Raw genomic sequence first — 17177 nt, forward strand, 5'->3', positions numbered from 1 at the left:
TTTGACGGGACTCGTTTTTACACGTTTCCTGTTGAAGCAAAATCATAAAATTTTATGATTTCTTGCAAAATTGGGCTTGTGGTTTAAGAGAGTATCTACGCAAGATACGTTTGATGAGCTCGTTCCCACGCGCTGCGTGGGAATGCAGTACAGGACGCGCTGCGTCCTGTAATTGGAAGGTTTATGTTTGACGCATTGTTCGGCACTCACCGTTCGCGGCGCAGCGCGCCTTTGACGGGCATTCCCACGCAGCGCGTGGGAACGAGACAAAATATAGGAATACACCATGAAACTTGACCCAGCAACCATCGAACGCCTGAAAGCAAAAATAGCGGTTTACCGTGAATTCCTGAAAAACTGGCTGGAACCATCGAACTTGGCCCAGCTCAGGCCCAAGCTGGAATTTCAAACCGGCGTCTTAGCAGGATTCGCTTTAATCGCCAGCGTATTGCTGGGGGTGACCAATTGCAGCACCGAAGGCACGATCCAACGCCGACTCGATGAAGACTTAAAAAAATCCCTTGAAGAAGTCGTGCCTTCCACTCTTTACGATAACGACATGCTGCAAGACACGATGACTCTTCCATCAGCCGAATACAACATCGGCGCCAACGAAACCACCGTTTACATCGCCAAGAAATCCGGCAATGTCAGCGCCGTGTGTTTTAAGTTGACCGCCCCCGACGGCTATTCCGGCGCGATCAATATGATCATGGGCATAGACCGCGACGGCAATATTCTGGGCGTGCGCGTGCTCAGCCACAAAGAAACCCCCGGCTTGGGCGATAAAATCGAAGTCGCGAAGTCGGATTGGATATTGAAATTTACCGGACGCTCCCTGGACAACTTGGCCCCGGCAAAATGGGCGGTTAAAAAAGACGGCGGCGAGTTCGACCAGTTCGCCGGTGCGACCATCACCCCGCGCAAGTCGGTACAGGCCATATATCGCGGCTTGCAGTTATTCAAAGCGCATCAAGAACAACTGATTAATCCTTGAGGGCATCGCCATGTTTTTATCGGAAACCTATCGCAAAATCGCCGCCGACGGCATTTGGAACAACAATATCGTGTTCGGGCAAAACCTGGCGCTTTGCCCGCTACTGGCAGTGACCGGAACCGCCACCAACGGCTTGGGCATGGGGCTCGCCACACTGGTGGTGATCATAGCGTCCAACGGACTTATCTCAGTAACCCGGCATTTAATCCCCAGCGAAATCCGTATCCCGATTTTTGTATTGCTGATCGCCGCGCTGGTAACCTTAGTCGATATTTTAATGAATGCCTGGGCGCACGAACTCTATAAAGTGTTGGGCTTGTTCATTGCGTTGATCGTGACCAATTGCGCTTTATTAGGCCGTGCCGAAGCATTCGCGTCCAAGCAGCCGGTCAGGCATGCGCTGTGGGACGGATTGATGATGGGCTTGGGTTTTCTGATCGTACTGGTCGCTCTCGGTGCGGCAAGAGAAATCAGCGCGTCGGGCACGCTGTTCGCCAATGCCTCGGTGTTGCTGGGCGAATCGTTCAGGTTCCTGGAAGTCACTGTTATTCCCAATTACAAAGGCTTTTTATTAATGGCGCTGCCGCCCGGCGGATTCATCATGCTGGCTTTTTTGATCGTCGGTAAGCGCCTGATCGACCAAAAAATCGCAGAAAGAAAAGCAAGAAAAGTATCGGTAACCGTATTAACCCCAGTTATTGCCGAGGAGGAATCATGAACGTCGGAGTTTGTTATGCGCAAGTCGATAGACAACTATGGATGCGCCTCGAAGTGCCGGATAACAGCACCATCGAAGAAACCATTAACTTGTCCGGTGTATTAAAACTTTATCCCGAGATAAACCTGAGCAGCCAAAAAGTGGGCATCTTCGGCAAAATCGCCCCGCTGGATACTGCGGTAAAGGACGGCGACAGGGTGGAAATTTATCGTCAAATCACCGCCGATCCGCAAATGGTGCAACGGCGAAGACGTTAGATTGGTTTTGTAAAGCTTGCTGGCGTCAATCCGTCTTGCAGCATTAGCGATAGATGGGCCGTCCTATGCGCTATTTGCTCAGCAGCCGGTTATTTCCAAACCGGATGGATGCCGTGGTCGTGGGGAAGCAGCTTAATATATTGCACCACCCGCGGATAATGCGCCAAGTTGCGGCCGCTGCCGTGCGGCAAGGCATGGTGCCAGAGCACGAAATCTCCGGCAGAGCCGGTGATAGGTATCGGGCCCAGGCTTTCCAAATCCTGTTCGCGCGGATTTTGCTCCGGTGCGAGTTCCTCTAGCCATTGACCTATGCGGCTATGAAACCCTGGTACACAGCGGAAGGCTCCCTGTTCGGCGCTGGTATCGCTTAAGTACAGCAAGCCCTGAACGCCGAAGGGGATAGGCCAGGCAAGACTGACATCCCAGTGCAGACGGCTGGGGCCGGATATGTCGATGCTGCCATATTCGGGCCGGTTCAAACTGGAGCGATCCACAGTAGCCCATAAGTCATCGGTTCCCCACAACTGCTCGAACGCCTTGCGGATACGCGATGCCGCGCGGTTTTTATTCAGCGCTGGATGTTGGAAAAGCGGTACCCAAAACATATGCTGTCCGTTGTACCAACTCTCGGGTTTTTGCGGGTCCATGCCGAGAAAGTCCCATATAGCCAATTCGGCTTCCCGGCAATCCTCTGCGGAGACCGCGTTGCGTAGCACCACATAGCCGTTTTCCTGCCAAAACTCTAAATTCGCTGCCGACAAGACCGGTTCCTGAATGGCCGCTCCCGTAACGGGATAGGTACGATGCGGTTGTTCCAAGTAGCAACTGACCATTTTATTGAGGCGTTCTACCAAGGCGCGATCAGGGCTGCCGCCGAGTTTTTGCATGATCCACTGTTCGAATTCGGCATAGGTAGGACGCTGATGGAACAGGTATTCCGATGGTTCGACAATGCCCAGTCCCAGGCCCTGCATCAAAGTGGAATCAAGTCCATGTTCGTCTCGCACACTGTCCAGATCCAGCCGGCCCTCGACTTCCAGCCGCCGTTTGAGCCAATAGCGCCGCAAGTGAAGCACGCCCAACTCGCCGACCTCCATGGAAGAAATGTTAAGTTCTTGTTTTGCAGTCATGCATTCTTTGTTTTTGTTATGGTTTTTTGCTGGTTTCCAAGCTGGATATTGGGAAGCAGCGCAAGAGGACATGTACAAATATATAGCTATTTTCAATACGTAGCAGATTGCGCCTCACCGCATTTTAAGAAGTTCCTCGACGGTTAAGCCAATATCTTTTGCAATTTACCGGAGTAAAATCGATGACACATCACGGCCTGTATGAAATGGGACTGTTGTGCACCTGCCATCAGGGTAGCGAAACTGCTTGTGCGAGCCCCGCTGCCGAAGTTCGCTAAATCCCAACACTTCAAGCAATGCAACGACTTCGCGAGGCTTAAGAACAGGCAAGTGTCCCATGTTTAAGCCACAACAACATTTTGGGTGCCGATAAATTCGGCTTCCAATATGGGTTCACCATCCTCAAGCAACATTTCAACAACTTCCCGAAGATTTTGATTTAGCTCATCCAAGGTTTCTGCTTGCGTATGCGCTCCTGGGAACCCAGGAATAAAGCCAACATAAAAACCCGTATCCGGGCATCGCTCCACAATTGCTGTATAACTTCTCTTACGGATTTGCTCCTAAAGTAGTTGTAGGGCGGTTTCGCGCCAGCAAACCGCCATTTGACACACAATATCCAAAACATTTGATCATAAAAACCGCTTGAAAAAGTCCGGGCGATAGTCAGATTAGATTATCCCGATTATGGCGGATTGCTGGCGCGAATCCGCCTTACAGCTTTTCTCCCTTGAGTTAAGTGGGTTGGGCACCAACAGTAAGCGCTTTAGGCAACATCTTTTCGTTGCCCAACATTTTACGCATGTTGATGTCGGGCATAAACAGCATGCCTGACCGGGCTATCTATGTTCAATCAACGATGTACGGGTAATTTCCACAAACTCATAGATTTCCAGCGCCCCAACAATCGCGGATAAATTTTTCGCGAATATGCCGTCAAGCTCCCGGTTACTAATATTTCCCGTCGACACCAACAGCAATTTGTAAGGCACTCCCGAAAGCAAAAACGAGTTAACGAAATCAGCATCCTTAGTAACGACAATACGTTGCTCCTCCACCGAAATCTCGTTAATCCGCCAATCCGGTGTGCGGTTTCCAGACGGCAAATCTAAGGTATGCAAAACGTCGTGTCCCGACCACGTCAGACTGGCCGCAAGATGCCGCGGCAGTTGCGCATCGACAAGAAATTTCATGCCGCCAGCATTTCAATCCGTTTAACTTTGGCAAGGCGAGAGGCAAACTCCAACGCAGCCAGAATGTCTTCCCTTTCCAGATCCTCGTAATCAGCGAGAATCTCATCGACGCTCATGCCGGAACTCAGCCATTCCAGGATATTTTCAACCGGATAACGCAAGCCCCGGATAGTCGGCTTGCCATGACAAATGTTAGCGTCCATCGTAATCCGTTCGGATAATAATTCAGTCATATCAGTCTCCGTATAAATATTGTTCGCTAGTTTCCAAGCTCCAGCTTGGGAATTCAGTTTTGGAAGCTCTAGCTTCCCGTCTCGCGAAGCTGGAGCTTCGCCTTCTGGGTTCCCAACCTGGAGATTGGGAACCAGTGCAAGCAGCATGCACGACTTACCGGACTACTGAACTCCAACATTCTTTCCAAATGCTTTATCAGAATAATGATCCACAATTTCTTGAATAATGTTGGCATTATAAGTCTTAGGCACATTAATAGGCATGTGCTCAAAAAATGAATATCTTTCTACCAATATTTTATATTCAATAAAATGGTCACTCTGATCCTCACAAAAACAATTGATTGCGAGCAAATAGTAAATATCCTCAGATAGAAATGATCGGACAATATTTGCGTATAGTTTTTCTTCTTGTGAGCATTCTGTTTCACTCAAAAGTTCTCTATGGAATTTGCCTTTCACTGTACTAGCTGGACAGTTAGATGCTACAAACTTCAAAATCTGATAAAGGACACGGAAATATTGATTTAATATTGGCTTGAAAGTAAGCAATTTAGCTTTGGACTCTTGCAGATTTAGATTATTCTCAAATAGAGGATAATAATCTCTATTACCAATAAGAAAATTCATCGAGTGTTCTACAATGCTCGCTGTGTTTCCAGGAGTTCCCTCTGAGTCATAACTGACGCTATTTTCAACGATCTTATCGAGCAACCGATTATGCTGCTCCAACAATGCAAAGAATGTATCTTCAAAACGTTGTTTTTCTTGTGTTTCGACTTGTTGTGAGAGCGCCAGAGCAGACGTGTGTAGTTCTTGTCTTGTAAGCGCAAGCTCCTTTTTCTGTAAGACTATTGTTATCAATAATCCCAGAAATGTTAGGAAGGTCAGAATTGGGTTAAGTATCCCTCCAAAGAAATCACCAAACGTCCCGTAGCTTGATTCGCCAAAGAGAGACATTAAACTTATTAGGAATACAACTAATGTAGCGCCACTAGCCAGCTGAACTAGCTCAAAAAGGTTTCTAGATGTTTTATCCTCCGTCCGCCCAATTAAATTTAGAAATTTACGATAGATGAACTTTGTAATTATTGCAATTTTGCACATATGATGGTTTTAAGTGTTATTTGATTAAGGTGATTCAATCCGCCAAATTGCCACAACAGAAAGTAACATGAGATATATGACATCAATTGTCTTATAAAAAACATAACTTGTCGTATGTCTTTTATAAGCTCGCTTAATTTATTGTTTATATTTGATAATAGATACGGCGCTCATTGCCGCTTCAACTTGTTTGTGATGTCTGTTCCAACCCTACACTACACCGCCCAAATGCCCATAAGCCGGTAACGTTTCCAGTCGTTTATCTTCCAGCGGCTTACCCACCGTAAAATGATAAAGACTTTGCAATTTATCGTCCTTGATCCCCAAAAGCTCATGCACGCTGTCATCAAAATAACAGCCGATACCGGTGCCGCGAAGGCCTGCGGCTTCTGCTTCCAGATAAAGCGTTTGGCCTATCAAACCGCATTCCCAGAACAAGCGGCGGTATTGCCACGGCGCGGCTTCGATGGTTTCGCCAAATTCAGCAACCATTCCCAGGCTGAAGGCGCTGTCGCTGGCTATGGGTTGATGGCAGGACAGCGTTTTGGCGATCTGCCGGCAATCTCCTGAATACAGATGATAAAGCGGTATTGCTTTGGATACTTTCTGCCAATCGAAATCAGCCAGGGTTGCGGCCTGCAATTTTGCCAGGGCATCATGATCTCTCGGCAGCGCATAGATACCGGGGGCTAAACCTTCAACACGATGGACGAAAATAAACAGGTGGATTTTCGGTGGCCAGCGCCACAGTTCGAATGCGGCTGTGGCCGGCATAACGGCGGCCAGCATCCGGTAAAAGTCAGTCTGCTGCATCGGCGACATTTTGCCGTCAAACTGTTGCGCGCTGCGGCGCTGACGGATGATTTGAGTTGCTGATTTTGTGCAGGATGATTGGATAACTTGCTGTTGGACGGTTTGCCACTCAGGTTCTTCTGTTTGTGGTTTACTTGCGGCAATGGAAACTTCATCAATGACCGGCCACTTATACATATGATAGGCGCGAAGGCTGTCGGCTTTACCGAACCAAGTTCCCGATTGCGCGTTTTCCAGCAGGGCCTTGATGTCTAATGGCATAGTCTCGGACTGCGTGTTAATCCGGCAAATAATATCGGGGGATTCATGTTCCTGTTTTTTAAAATCATCCCGATCAAGCCCCAATAGCTTGGCGATGTCGTCATCCGACCATTCGGCCAGCAATTCAACCGACCAGCCCAGCGTCGCCGCCGCGTACCGCAACGCGCCCAAGGCATGGCCCAGATCATGTTGGCAATAGCGATAAGCTCGCTCGCCGTATTTCCAGGCTTCCCGCCAATGGATAGAGGAAAGGCCGATCAATATGTCGGAATCGGGCAATATGCCTTCAAACCGACAACGCTGTTCAAGGCTGTGGTCATGGCTGACGTAGTGATAAACGCCTGATTTGATAAAGCTATCTCTGGGGCTGATCAGATAAACTTCGGTCGGGTGCAGGTTGCCGCTGGAAGGATTGCAGCGCAATGCCCAGCGGCTCGGGCCATATTGTTTCCATGCCGACAGGCCGAAGGCTAATTCCAGCAATAAACCGGCATTCATCAGGTTTAACGGTCTTGCCGGTATTGTTTCCGGCTTATCCAGGTCGGCGAATGACGGTTCAAGTTCTGCGCCGGGTAAGGGTAGCGTGACAATCTCGCAACCGGAAAAACGCCGGAATTGGTCGGGTTGGTCTTCCCAGTCGATGGATTCCGGGCCTTTGGCGTAGCGCTCCAGACTGTGTTTAGTGCGATTGTGGTAGCTTAGAACGGTTTCGGTTTGTTTGTTCATGATGGGTAAATCCAAGGAATCGCCAATTTAAGTCGGAATAATGGAGTGCAAGCTCTGCTTGCGAACAGGCAAAGCTTCCGCTCCTCGGCAACTGCTCCGTGCATTGCTTTACCTCCCCCATCCGTGGGGTCGTACCTCCTGCATGACCCACAGGGATGTGGGGAATGCAGAGAAATGACAGGATCATTTCCTGTCCTTGCAGTCGTGCTCACGCCCCTTACCTACATCCATGTAGGCAACGCCCACCCTTGCTGTCGCCGGGCGGTTTTATTCCGACCTACATCCGAGCCATTCCAGCATTTATACCAAATGAAGGTCTTGAACAGACTTGTGTATAACGATGAGCGCCGGAGCGAGGAAAGTATCTACAGAACATCGTCATTCCGGCAGACCCTCACCTAATAAATGCCGGTAGACAGACCTTCCAGGTTTTTAAAACCTGGAAGGTCTAACTCGCAACGCTCCTAACGTTTCACCGATTCAGCGCCTGCATTTCCTCATTCGTGGGGTCGTGCCTCCTGTATTCCTATAGCTGTTCGTGCCTTCGTGGTGAAAGCTTTTTCGCCATGAATATCAGTTAATTAATCCGCTTAGGCTCCATAGCCAAATCATCAACCCAGCAGCCGATCGGATTGCCCAGATTCATATCCTTATCTTCAAAGCGTACCAGAAAAACGCTCCGATCCGGCTCTTCCTCCACATGCCCGATCAGGGTGATTACCCCGCGAGTTCCGGCTTCGGCCAATATTTCGCCTTCGGCACCATCGGGTATTGAGCCATCATCGGTAAGCGTTTTTGCAGCATAAACGACATCGCCTACATCTAAATCTTGTACGTTCATTTCATATCTCCTTCATTTTGTCGTAAACCTTACATTGTCAGTCGATTGTGTGATTGAAACCCGTTTGATCATACATTGGTTATGGTATGGCTGATTTATTAAAGTCTTATTAAACAAGTCATTACTGAATAAATAATGATATGGCATACAGGTTGCTTTAGGTATTTACAAGAACGATGCCAATCCATTCAGGAGACTCTACATGATTACATTAACAGAAAAGGCCGTCACCGCTGTCGGCCGCTTTATTGCCAGCTCGGGAACACCTACGGCCGGTTTACGCATAGAAGTCACCGACGGCGGTTGCTCAGGTTATCAATACGGTTTGAAACTCGAAGGCAGCCACACGCCGGAAGATACTGTCATTGATTGCGGCGAGGTGAAAGTGTTTATCGATCCGGCCAGTTTGCCGATGCTGGATGGCATGTCGGTCGATTTTCTCGACAGCATCGACGGTTCGGGATTTAAGTTTACCAATCCCAATGCAGCTAAAAGCTGCGCTTGCGGCACTTCGTTTAATACCAGTGCCGACGGCACCGGAACTAAAACCTGCTCATAACCAATTAATCCGTAGGATGGGTAGCACAAAAGCACGAAGTGAAACCCATCGCACCGGTCTTTGATTATGATGGGTTTCGGCTATGCCTCTACCCATCCTACAACCTATTCCCGAGGATAAAGCCATGTGGGACTATTCAGATAAAGTTAAAGAACATTTTTTTAACCCCAAAAATGCGGGCGCGGTCGTTGATGCCAATGCGACCGGCGAAGTGGGTTCAATCAGCTGCGGCGATGCCTTACGGCTGACCTTAAAAGTCGATGACGACAGCGAAGTTATCCTTGAAGCAGGTTTTCAAACTTTCGGTTGCGGTTCTGCAATTGCATCGTCATCGGTGCTGACCGAAATCATTAAAGGCATGACGCTGGATGAAGCGTTAAAAGTGACTAACCAGGATATTGCCGACCATCTGGAAGGCTTGCCTCCGGAAAAAATGCACTGTTCGGTTATGGGTCGTGAAGCTCTGCAAGCGGCGATAGCGAATTACCGCGGGGAAGAGTGGAAAGACGATCATGAAGAAGGGGCGCTGATCTGCAAATGTTTCGCGATTGATGCAGTGATGATCGAAGAAATGATCTGGGCTAATAAATTGCGCACTGTTGAGGATGTGACCAACTTTACCAAAGCGGGCGGCGGTTGCGCGGCTTGCCATGAAGATATTGAAGCGATCCTGGAAAAAGTCTTGGCCGAGAAAGGCGAGAAATTCGATCCGACTGCGGCGCCGGTTGAAGCGCCTGCAAAAGTCGCCGCCGTTAAAGCACCGTTGACCAATTTGCAACGCATTAAAAGGATTGAGGAGGTGTTGGAGTCGTTAAGACCGGCATTGATGGCCGATGGCGGCGACGTGGAATTGGTCGAAGTGATCGGCAACACCGCTTACGTGAACATGACCGGCGCCTGCAACGGTTGCCAAATGGCCGCGATGACCATTGCCGGCATTCAACAACGCTTGATGGAAGTGATGGGCGAATTCATTAAAGTGGTGCCGGCCTCGGAAATGAAAAAATTAGTCAATATCGAGGTGGCGTGATGACCGACATTTATCTGGATAACAATGCGACCACCAAGGTCGATCCGGCGGTGGTCGACGTGATGATTCCGTATTTTCTTGAGCAATACGGCAACCCGTCATCGATCCATAAATTCGCCGACGGCGTGGCGCGTGGGCTTAAACAGGCCCGCCAACAGGTTCAGGCTTTGATCGGTGCCGAACACGATTCCGAAATCATTTTTACCTCGTGCGGCACCGAATCCAACTCCACGGCGATTCTTTCCGCAATCAAGGCGCAACCGAACAAGAAAGAAATCATTACCACTACAGTAGAGCATCCGGCGATTTTAAGCTTGTGCGATTATCTTGAAAAAGAAGGCTACACCATCCATCGATTGCCGGTCGATAAAGCCGGGCGATTAAAACTGGATACTTATCAACGCTTGTTATCCGATCAAGTCGCGATTGTGTCGGTGATGTGGGCCAATAATGAAACCGGCACGATTTTCCCTGTCGCGGAGATGGCGGAAATGGCCAATGCCGCAGGCGTAATGTTTCATACCGATGCGGTGCAGGCGGTCGGCAAGATTCCGATGATGTTGCAGGATACCAAAATCGATATGCTGTCATTATCGGGACATAAGCTGCATGCACCCAAAGGCATCGGCGTTTTGTACCTGCGTCGCGGCACCCGTTATCGTCCTTTATTGCGCGGCGGTCATCAGGAGCGCGGCAGAAGGGCAGGGACTGAAAACAGCGCGTCTATTGTCGGCCTCGGCAAAGCTTGCGAATTGGCGCTGGAGTATATCGAGTATGAAAACACCAAAGTCAAGGCCATGCGCGACCGTTTGGAACAAGGCATTACCGAGCAGATCGGCCATTGTTTCGTAACCGGCGATATGTATAACCGTTTGCCGAACACAACGGATATTGCTTTTGAATACATCGAAGGCGAATCGATTTTGATGTTGTTGAATAAAGCCGGTATCGCGGCATCGAGCGGATCGGCGTGTACGTCCGGGTCGTTGGAACCTTCTCATGTGATGCGGGCTATGGATATTCCTTATACCGCCGCGCACGGCACGATCCGCTTTTCGTTCTCGCGCTATAACACCATGGCGGAAGTGGATGAAGTGCTGAAAGTGATGCCCGGTATTGTCGCGACCTTGCGTAAGTTGTCGCCGTATTGGTCAGGCGATGGACCGGTGGCGAATCCTGAGCAGGCTTTTGCTCCGACGTATTCGTAGCAATCAAACGTAGGCCGGAATAAGACCATCCAAGCGCGTAGCGCGAGGTGGCGTTGCCTACATGGACGTAGGTAAGGAGCATGAGCAGGAGCGGAAGCTTTTCCGGCGAGTTTGGGCAATGTTTGCCGGAAACACCGATTCTTGCTATCGCTCGAACCGGCTTATTCCGGCCTACGCGGTTAGCTCGGCCATCATTAAAAATCACATTCTGTTAAGCCGGCATCTTTAAGTAATTTACTTAACGTGCCAGTTTTTAAATCTTGATTACTATGGACAGGCACGGGTCAAAATTTCCGTCCTGCTAGGATGCGTATAAATATGATGGCTACCTCGAATTCGTTGTAACTGCCAACCATGCAAATGCAGTAACTTACAAAAAGCCTTGCCCGAAATGGACTTCATAGTTCAATTTCGGCAATTTGTGTTTGATTGTTGTTTTTGATTCGCATAGAGGCAACTTCTAACCAACCTTCTGCCGCTTCTTTAATATTGGACAGTGTTTCTTCAACTGTTTCGCCTTCCGAAACACAGCCCGCAAAAGCAGGAATTTCCGCCCAAAATCCGCCTTCTTCAGCAGGGTGGACTACAACTTGTAATTTCATAATTGCTCCGGTTTTTTTGATTTTTACTAAAAAACAACGATGGTTGGACATTAGCACTGATGACAGAGCCAAGCAAACCGGCGTTTCAGGTGATATAGGTATTTTTGTTGCGTCTTTAATTCCAGTATTGCAGAACGCAATATGAACGGCGGATTCAACTCCGAAGTGCAATGCCAAATCTAATACCTCTGTATGTTTTTAATACTGCTAATCCTATTTCTATCCTTTGCACGCACCAATCGGCATCTTTTTCTGACCACGACTTCTCATCAATTAGCCATGCCTTTAGTAAATCCAAATTAATCTGCTTTCTGGAATATTTTGAAATACTACAAATAAACCGATCTAGCCTATTTACATCACAGGGATGGTAGCTTGTTGGAAATAGGTTTAGATATTGCTCAAACAAGATTCTTGAAGTTTTTCCAGATATTATGTCTTGCAATCTCACTTCGTCCGATGTGGTTGTTACGGTTATTTCCAGTCCGTTCTTTTTGGCATATTTTCTTAACCCGTTGGCAAACTCCCTTGAAAGAACATTGTAATCGGCTAACTGAATTTGCGGGGTGTCACGAGGAACGATATTGGCGATATAGAATGTTTTGTTATCCTTTTTGGTGATGGTGATGGCGATGGCTGGGTGGTAGGGATCGTTTTCTTTCAGTACAGCGCATGATGCTTCTCCAACTGCCGAGGCATAGGTTAATGATTGTTCAGCCAGATACTGCCAGCCTTCCTCTTCCTGCGCAAAGCGGCGAATATTGGCAATCAGGTCTTGGTCGTTATAAGAAGACTTGATTTTGACTTCTATAAAAGTTTTTATATTCATTCCGGGATCTGTTCAAGAGAACAAGTTCTGGATTGCTAAAAATCATATAGCAAAGTGGTCAGTATGAGGGGCTAGAATGTTAAAGGCCGGATTTTCTCTATAGATATTAGGGATCAGCGCAAATTTCAGATAAATCACGAAACACTTAGTCTTCTGTATTGTCGATAAAAGCCATTGCATAGTACTTGTTTTCGTAGTCTTCAATTAACGTAACCAGGTCTTCCATTTCGTCGGCTTCGGGTGTGTTCGGTTCCGCTTGAAAAACCATTTCTAAACGTTGGAATGCTGTTTTTAATCCCTCATCGTTAAGGATGGGCTTAATAATCATTGATTGTCTCCACGTTAATCAGGTCGTATTGGATATGTACTGACAAATATTATCCACGCGATTATTCAGGCACGGTACTGTATTTTCATAACTAAACGGTACTTTTTATTCTCTGAAGGCTAAGTTGTAAAGAAAAAAGAAAGTAGCTTTAATCAAATTAACCCCAGCTAAAAATCAACACTACTTTGTCGGCTTTACGACAATTTCTTTGTTTTGGCGTTGCATTGTTCTGTCGGTATTGCGCCAATCAAGGTTTACACACCGCTATTTCCGCTGAATACACAGTTGGCAAGTATTTTGCTCTATGAAGATTAAAGGCATTACGCCAAGTAGCTTGAGTTTAGCCATGAACACATCACCCCGCACTATTATCATAGACGACACCACACTCCGCGACGGTGAGCAATCGGCCGGAGTCGCCTTTTCGCTGAATGAAAAGCTGGCGATTGCAACGCAGCTGGCGGATTTGGGCGTACCGGAACTGGAAATCGGCATTCCGGCAATGGGGCAGGCGGAACGGGACGAGATCAAGGCGATTGCTGCTTTAGGTTTGTCCTCAAAGCTGCTGGTCTGGTCGAGAATGCGCCGCGATGATTTACATGCCTGTTTAGGCTTGAATGTGCACAAAGTCGATTTATCGATATCGGCTTCGGATCAGCATATTCAGCATAAGCTTAAACAAAGCCGGCAATGGGTACTAAATACGATTACCAACTGCGTTCAGGAAGCGCGAAGTTTGAATATGGACGTCTGCGTCGGTATGGAAGATGCCTCGCGGGCTGATGTGGATTTTTTGATCAAAATGGCCGAAACCGCACAACTGGCAGGAGCAAGCCGGATTCGTTTCGCCGATACGGTCGGTATTATGGAACCGTTCGGCGTGTTTGAGACGATCAAAAAACTAAGAGCGGCAACCGATTTGGAAATTGAAATGCATGCCCATGACGATTTAGGGTTGGCTACCGCCAATACGCTGGCTGCGGCGTTGGCGGGCGCGACTCATGTTAATACCACAGTGAACGGCTTGGGCGAACGCGCAGGCAATGCGGCATTGGAAGAAGTGGTGGTAGGTTTAAAGCAACTCTACGGCATTGAAACCGGGATTAATCTGCACAATTTCCCAGCCCTTTCCGAGCAGGTTGCCAGCGCGTCGGGCGATGCAATCGGCAGCCGGAAAAGCCTGATCGGCAAAAGCGTATTCAGTCATGAAGCCGGCATTCATGTCGATGGCTTGTTAAAGGACCCGAATAATTATCAAGGCGTCGATCCGGCCATTGTCGGGCGCAGCCATCAACTGGTGCTCGGCAAACATTCGGGCACTCAAGGCGTGATTCACGCCTATCAACAAATAGGCATCGCAGTAAGCCGGATACAGGCGCAAGCCTTATTAACCCAGGTTAGGCGCTTTGTCAGTGATACCAAAAGATCACCGAAAACCGAAGAGCTTAATCTTTTTCATCAAAATCTTTAGAGGGCGATCGTCATGAACGAACATAAAGAACTGCCGTCAAATGAACCAGAAGTTAAAGAGACTTTTGAAATACCGGATCAGGATGATCTTTATCCCGGTTCTTTTTTCAGAATACCGGGGCCGCCTAGATTGGGTAAAACAGGTTGGAGTTTAAATTAGTTATTCCTCGTTCCCACGCAGCGTCACTGCCATTAAGTTAATGGCTGCGTATTTCCAGCGGCTGGAGTGCAAGGCTGGCCTTGCAGTATGGCGCGGTTAGTACAAGGCAAGCCTTGTACTCCATTTGAACTTAGCTTAATGACAGTGACGCAGCGTGTGGGAACGATGATGAAGCAGGGGCTTGGGAACGATGAAAGCTAGCGAAATTACCTCCGTACTCAATTAGGAGCTAAAAATGGTCATGGCCATATCAGATAACATTAAAAGCCAAGCACAAGCGCAGCAGGGATTCCTGGCCCAATGGCATGAGGATGTCCATTGTGTTTTTGGCCGCGACCCCGCTGCACATAGCGTCTGGGAAATATTGCTGACCTATTCGGGCGTCCATGCGGTGCTGGTGCATCGGATCAGCCACCGTTTATGGAAAGCAAACTGGAAGCTGGTCGCCAGAATCCTGGCCGCATTCAGCAAAATGATTACCAGCGTCGACATTCACCCGGCGGCAACCATCGGCAGGCGGCTATTTATCGATCACGCGCTGGGGGTGGTGATAGGCGAGACGGCTGAAATCGGCAACGATGTCACGCTGTATCACGGCGTCACTCTGGGCGGCACCACCTGGAACAAGGAAAAACGCCATCCTACCTTGGGCAATAACGTGATGGTGGGTTCCGGAGCCAAGATTCTCGGGGCGATTACCCTGGGCAACAATGTCCGTGTCGGCGCCAACTCAGTCGTGATCAAGGATGTGCCGCCTTGCTGTACGGTGGTGGGCATTCCCGGCCGCATTATCCAAAGTAAAGGCACACAGATACAAAACCGGCACGGCATTGATCTGGATCATCATTTGATTCCCGATCCGGTCGGCAAAGCGATTGCCTGTTTGATCGAACGGATAGATGAACTGGAGGCCGGGCAAAAGCAGGCGCATAAAGTATTGGCTGAAGACAGTTGTGATGTGTGCGACGCGGAAAGCATTTGCGTTCCCAAGAAAGACAGCCCGGTAAAACAGGCGGCGAGGTTGTAGATGGATCTGTTGGATTTTGAAGCGCAAGGTTTGTATTTTGAACAGCCCGATGCCGTGGGCGTTAAAGAGCTGATAGCGACAGCGGCGGAAAATTATGCCAGTGGCAATGCCGAACTGTCGTTGCTGCAAGCTTATTTTTTGGCTCCCGAGTCGTTGAATGTATTGGTGGCCTTAAACCGTTTTTACTATTACCAGTATCGCCTGGAAGAGGCTTTAGCGGCAACCACCAAAGCCTTGGCTGTGATCAGGTTGATGATAGCTTTTCCGGAAGAGTGGTCTGACCTGCAACTAAGCCATATTAACGATGCGCCGGCCGACTTATTAACTCAGGTCAGGCTGTATTTGTTCACTCTCAAAGCTATCGGCTTTTTGAATATGCGTTTGGAAAATCTGGATTTGAGCCAGGCTATTTTTGAAAAACTGGTCGAGCTGGATAGCAAGGACAGGATCGGCGCGCAAGGGTTATTGGAATTGGTAGTCAAGCGGAAAACGGATGTCGCGGTGTAGCCGCGTAGGGTACGCATTGCGTACCAATTTCAAAGCAACTTCCTAGCTTAATAAGGTACGCGATGCGTACCCTACATGAATTATCAAGAACCGGATTAGAGCGTAAGGATTATTGGAATTGGTGATCAAGCGTAAAGCAGATGTAGGGTGGGTCGCCTAAAGCGCCTACTGTTGGAAGCGCAGCATAACCCAATATTTTTGAACCACGATTGTTTGAGTTGTGCTGCGCTGGCTCAAAAGCTAAATGGAGCAAGATCATGTTGAAAAAAGAGTTAATCGATTCATTGATGACCATTATGCCTCTGGTGGTGTTTATTATTCTGGCGTTGTACCTGTTATTTCAGGACGTCGCTTCAGTCGGGCCCCTTTAATTACCGGAGAAAACCCATGAGTTTTGAAGAAGAAATGGAAGAGCTGGAATCGGCTGAAGACTTCCTGCAATATTTTCAACTGGACTATGAGCCCAGCGTAGTGCATGTCAATCGCCTGCATATTTTGCAGCGTTTTCATGATTATTTACAAAAAGCCGCCGACGATATGCCGGAAGACGAAGCCCCGAAAAGGGCGGTTTACAGCAAACTATTGCAACGGGCTTATCAGGATTTTGTCGAATCCGATGCACAAACCGAAAAGGTCTTTAAAGTGTTTGCGATGGGCGAGGCCTCGCAAACGGCGTTTGTCTCTTTAAGCGATATAAAAACATGAAACCCGAGCGCTTCGACGAAGGCCGGTTTGAATTCGGCGAATCGGTCCGGGTGACCCGAAATGTCCGCAATGACGGCACTTATCCCGGCATGGATGTAGGGACTCTGTTAGTTCGCCGGGGTAGTGTGGGCAATATCCTTAATGTGGGCACTTTTTTACAAGACCAGGTTATTTATACCGTCCATTTTTTGTCTGTTGACCGGATGGTCGGTTGCCGCCTGGAAGAATTGATCGGCGCTGACGAACCTTGGAATCCCAGCCGCTTTGAGTTCAGGGACAAGGTGGTTTGCACGATGGATTTAGGCATACAGGGTAATATCCTGTTCGCCAAAGGCACGGAAGGCGAAGTTTTTAAGGTGATCAGGGATAACGAGTTGATTCAATACCATGTCGCTTTTCAGGGTAGAGTCCTGCAAGTGCCCGAATCAGCGCTTGCCCCGGCGCACCCCGAGTCATTCAACGAACCCGAGGTTTGA

At 48.4% G+C, this 17177-nt stretch carries 25 protein-coding genes; 12 read left to right on the plus strand and 13 right to left on the minus strand.

Annotated features, from left to right (window positions below; genetic code table 11):
* The first annotated feature begins 286 nt into the window (after window positions 1–286).
* The 3 genes from rsxG to M0R47_RS12160 are packed head-to-tail and all read left to right on the plus strand — an operon-like array spanning window position 287 to window position 1972.
* Complete coding sequence (gene rsxG / locus M0R47_RS12150) at window positions 287–997, plus strand: electron transport complex subunit RsxG (RefSeq protein ID WP_292555023.1); 711 nt, start codon at window positions 287–289, stop codon at window positions 995–997.
* Window positions 998–1007: 10 nt separating this feature from the next.
* Window positions 1008–1715: an electron transport complex subunit E gene (locus M0R47_RS12155; RefSeq protein ID WP_292555027.1), complete on the plus strand. Its 708-nt coding sequence runs from the start codon at window positions 1008–1010 to the stop codon at window positions 1713–1715.
* The gene (locus tag M0R47_RS12160; protein ID WP_292555029.1) at window positions 1712–1972 is read left to right on the plus strand and encodes an RnfH family protein; all 261 of its coding nucleotides are present in this window, start codon (window positions 1712–1714) and stop codon (window positions 1970–1972) included. The genes M0R47_RS12155 and M0R47_RS12160 overlap by 4 nt, the downstream gene beginning before the upstream one ends.
* A gap of 89 nt (window positions 1973–2061) precedes the next feature.
* Here the strand turns inward: M0R47_RS12160 and M0R47_RS12165 are convergent, their stop codons facing one another.
* The 8 genes from M0R47_RS12165 to M0R47_RS12190 all read right to left on the minus strand — a co-directional run bounded on the left by M0R47_RS12165 (window position 2062) and on the right by M0R47_RS12190 (window position 8276).
* Window positions 2062–3102, minus strand: a complete 1041-nt coding sequence (locus M0R47_RS12165; protein ID WP_292555032.1) for a phytanoyl-CoA dioxygenase family protein — start codon at window positions 3100–3102, stop codon at window positions 2062–2064.
* A 165-nt stretch (window positions 3103–3267) separates the two neighbouring features.
* The gene (locus M0R47_RS21940; protein WP_366513208.1) at window positions 3268–3441 is read right to left on the minus strand and encodes a type II toxin-antitoxin system HicA family toxin; all 174 of its coding nucleotides are present in this window, start codon (window positions 3439–3441) and stop codon (window positions 3268–3270) included.
* A gap of 2 nt (window positions 3442–3443) precedes the next feature.
* Window positions 3444–3632: a type II toxin-antitoxin system HicB family antitoxin gene (locus tag M0R47_RS21945; RefSeq protein WP_366513209.1), complete on the minus strand. Its 189-nt coding sequence runs from the start codon at window positions 3630–3632 to the stop codon at window positions 3444–3446.
* Between the two features lie 309 nt (window positions 3633–3941).
* Window positions 3942–4295 (minus strand): DUF5615 family PIN-like protein, encoded by a 354-nt coding sequence (locus tag M0R47_RS12170; RefSeq protein ID WP_292555035.1) that lies wholly within the window; start codon window positions 4293–4295, stop codon window positions 3942–3944.
* A complete protein-coding gene (locus tag M0R47_RS12175) occupies window positions 4292–4528 on the minus strand; it encodes a DUF433 domain-containing protein (protein ID WP_292555038.1) in 237 nt (78 codons plus the stop codon). The genes M0R47_RS12170 and M0R47_RS12175 overlap by 4 nt, the downstream gene beginning before the upstream one ends.
* 162 nt (window positions 4529–4690) lie before the next feature.
* Window positions 4691–5635, minus strand: a complete 945-nt coding sequence (locus tag M0R47_RS12180; protein ID WP_292555041.1) for a putative phage abortive infection protein — start codon at window positions 5633–5635, stop codon at window positions 4691–4693.
* 210 nt (window positions 5636–5845) lie between these two features.
* Complete coding sequence (locus tag M0R47_RS12185) at window positions 5846–7435, minus strand: SagB/ThcOx family dehydrogenase (RefSeq protein ID WP_292555044.1); 1590 nt, start codon at window positions 7433–7435, stop codon at window positions 5846–5848.
* A gap of 577 nt (window positions 7436–8012) precedes the next feature.
* Window positions 8013–8276, minus strand: coding sequence for a nitrogen fixation protein NifZ (locus tag M0R47_RS12190; protein WP_292555047.1), 264 nt, complete (start codon window positions 8274–8276; stop codon window positions 8013–8015).
* A 202-nt stretch (window positions 8277–8478) separates the two neighbouring features.
* Here M0R47_RS12190 and M0R47_RS12195 point away from each other — a divergent pair, with 202 nt between their 5' ends.
* The 3 genes from M0R47_RS12195 to nifS all read left to right on the plus strand — a co-directional run bounded on the left by M0R47_RS12195 (window position 8479) and on the right by nifS (window position 11073).
* Window positions 8479–8835, plus strand: coding sequence for an iron-sulfur cluster assembly accessory protein (locus M0R47_RS12195; RefSeq protein WP_292555049.1), 357 nt, complete (start codon window positions 8479–8481; stop codon window positions 8833–8835).
* 124 nt (window positions 8836–8959) lie between these two features.
* A complete protein-coding gene (gene nifU, locus M0R47_RS12200; RefSeq protein WP_292555053.1) occupies window positions 8960–9865 on the plus strand; it encodes a Fe-S cluster assembly protein NifU in 906 nt (301 codons plus the stop codon).
* Complete coding sequence (gene nifS, locus M0R47_RS12205) at window positions 9865–11073, plus strand: cysteine desulfurase NifS (protein WP_292555056.1); 1209 nt, start codon at window positions 9865–9867, stop codon at window positions 11071–11073. Before nifU ends, nifS begins: the two co-directional genes overlap by 1 nt.
* 194 nt (window positions 11074–11267) lie before the next feature.
* On the opposite strand, the gene M0R47_RS12210 is transcribed toward nifS, so the two are convergent.
* The 5 genes from M0R47_RS12210 to M0R47_RS12230 form a co-directional block, all read right to left on the minus strand.
* Window positions 11268–11354, minus strand: a complete 87-nt coding sequence (locus M0R47_RS12210; protein ID WP_292555216.1) for a type II toxin-antitoxin system HicA family toxin — start codon at window positions 11352–11354, stop codon at window positions 11268–11270.
* Window positions 11341–11475, minus strand: coding sequence for a type II toxin-antitoxin system HicA family toxin (locus M0R47_RS12215; protein WP_292555059.1), 135 nt, complete (start codon window positions 11473–11475; stop codon window positions 11341–11343). The genes M0R47_RS12210 and M0R47_RS12215 overlap by 14 nt, the downstream gene beginning before the upstream one ends.
* Window positions 11472–11852: a type II toxin-antitoxin system HicB family antitoxin gene (locus M0R47_RS12220; RefSeq protein ID WP_292555061.1), complete on the minus strand. Its 381-nt coding sequence runs from the start codon at window positions 11850–11852 to the stop codon at window positions 11472–11474. The genes M0R47_RS12215 and M0R47_RS12220 overlap by 4 nt, the downstream gene beginning before the upstream one ends.
* Window positions 11830–12504, minus strand: coding sequence for a hypothetical protein (locus M0R47_RS12225; RefSeq protein ID WP_292555064.1), 675 nt, complete (start codon window positions 12502–12504; stop codon window positions 11830–11832). The genes M0R47_RS12220 and M0R47_RS12225 overlap by 23 nt, the downstream gene beginning before the upstream one ends.
* A 145-nt stretch (window positions 12505–12649) precedes the next feature.
* Window positions 12650–12832 (minus strand): hypothetical protein, encoded by a 183-nt coding sequence (locus M0R47_RS12230; protein WP_292555067.1) that lies wholly within the window; start codon window positions 12830–12832, stop codon window positions 12650–12652.
* Between the two features lie 346 nt (window positions 12833–13178).
* On the opposite strand from M0R47_RS12230, the gene nifV reads away from it, so the two are divergent.
* From nifV to M0R47_RS12260, 6 genes are all read left to right on the plus strand, one after another.
* Complete coding sequence (gene nifV / locus M0R47_RS12235) at window positions 13179–14303, plus strand: homocitrate synthase (protein ID WP_292555070.1); 1125 nt, start codon at window positions 13179–13181, stop codon at window positions 14301–14303.
* Between the two features lie 12 nt (window positions 14304–14315).
* Entirely contained in the window at window positions 14316–14462 is a 147-nt protein-coding gene (locus M0R47_RS12240; RefSeq protein WP_292555073.1) for a hypothetical protein, read from the plus strand.
* A 241-nt stretch (window positions 14463–14703) separates the two neighbouring features.
* Window positions 14704–15489: a serine O-acetyltransferase gene (gene cysE / locus M0R47_RS12245; protein ID WP_292555219.1), complete on the plus strand. Its 786-nt coding sequence runs from the start codon at window positions 14704–14706 to the stop codon at window positions 15487–15489.
* A complete protein-coding gene (locus tag M0R47_RS12250; protein WP_292555076.1) occupies window positions 15490–15996 on the plus strand; it encodes a hypothetical protein in 507 nt (168 codons plus the stop codon).
* Window positions 15997–16383: 387 nt separating this feature from the next.
* Complete coding sequence (locus tag M0R47_RS12255) at window positions 16384–16701, plus strand: nitrogenase-stabilizing/protective protein NifW (RefSeq protein ID WP_292555078.1); 318 nt, start codon at window positions 16384–16386, stop codon at window positions 16699–16701.
* A complete protein-coding gene (locus M0R47_RS12260; RefSeq protein ID WP_292555081.1) occupies window positions 16698–17177 on the plus strand; it encodes a nitrogen fixation protein NifZ in 480 nt (159 codons plus the stop codon). The genes M0R47_RS12255 and M0R47_RS12260 overlap by 4 nt, the downstream gene beginning before the upstream one ends.

The sequence above is a fragment of the Methylobacter sp. genome (assembly GCF_023227905.1).
Classification (GTDB): Bacteria; Pseudomonadota; Gammaproteobacteria; order Methylococcales; family Methylomonadaceae; genus Methylobacter_A.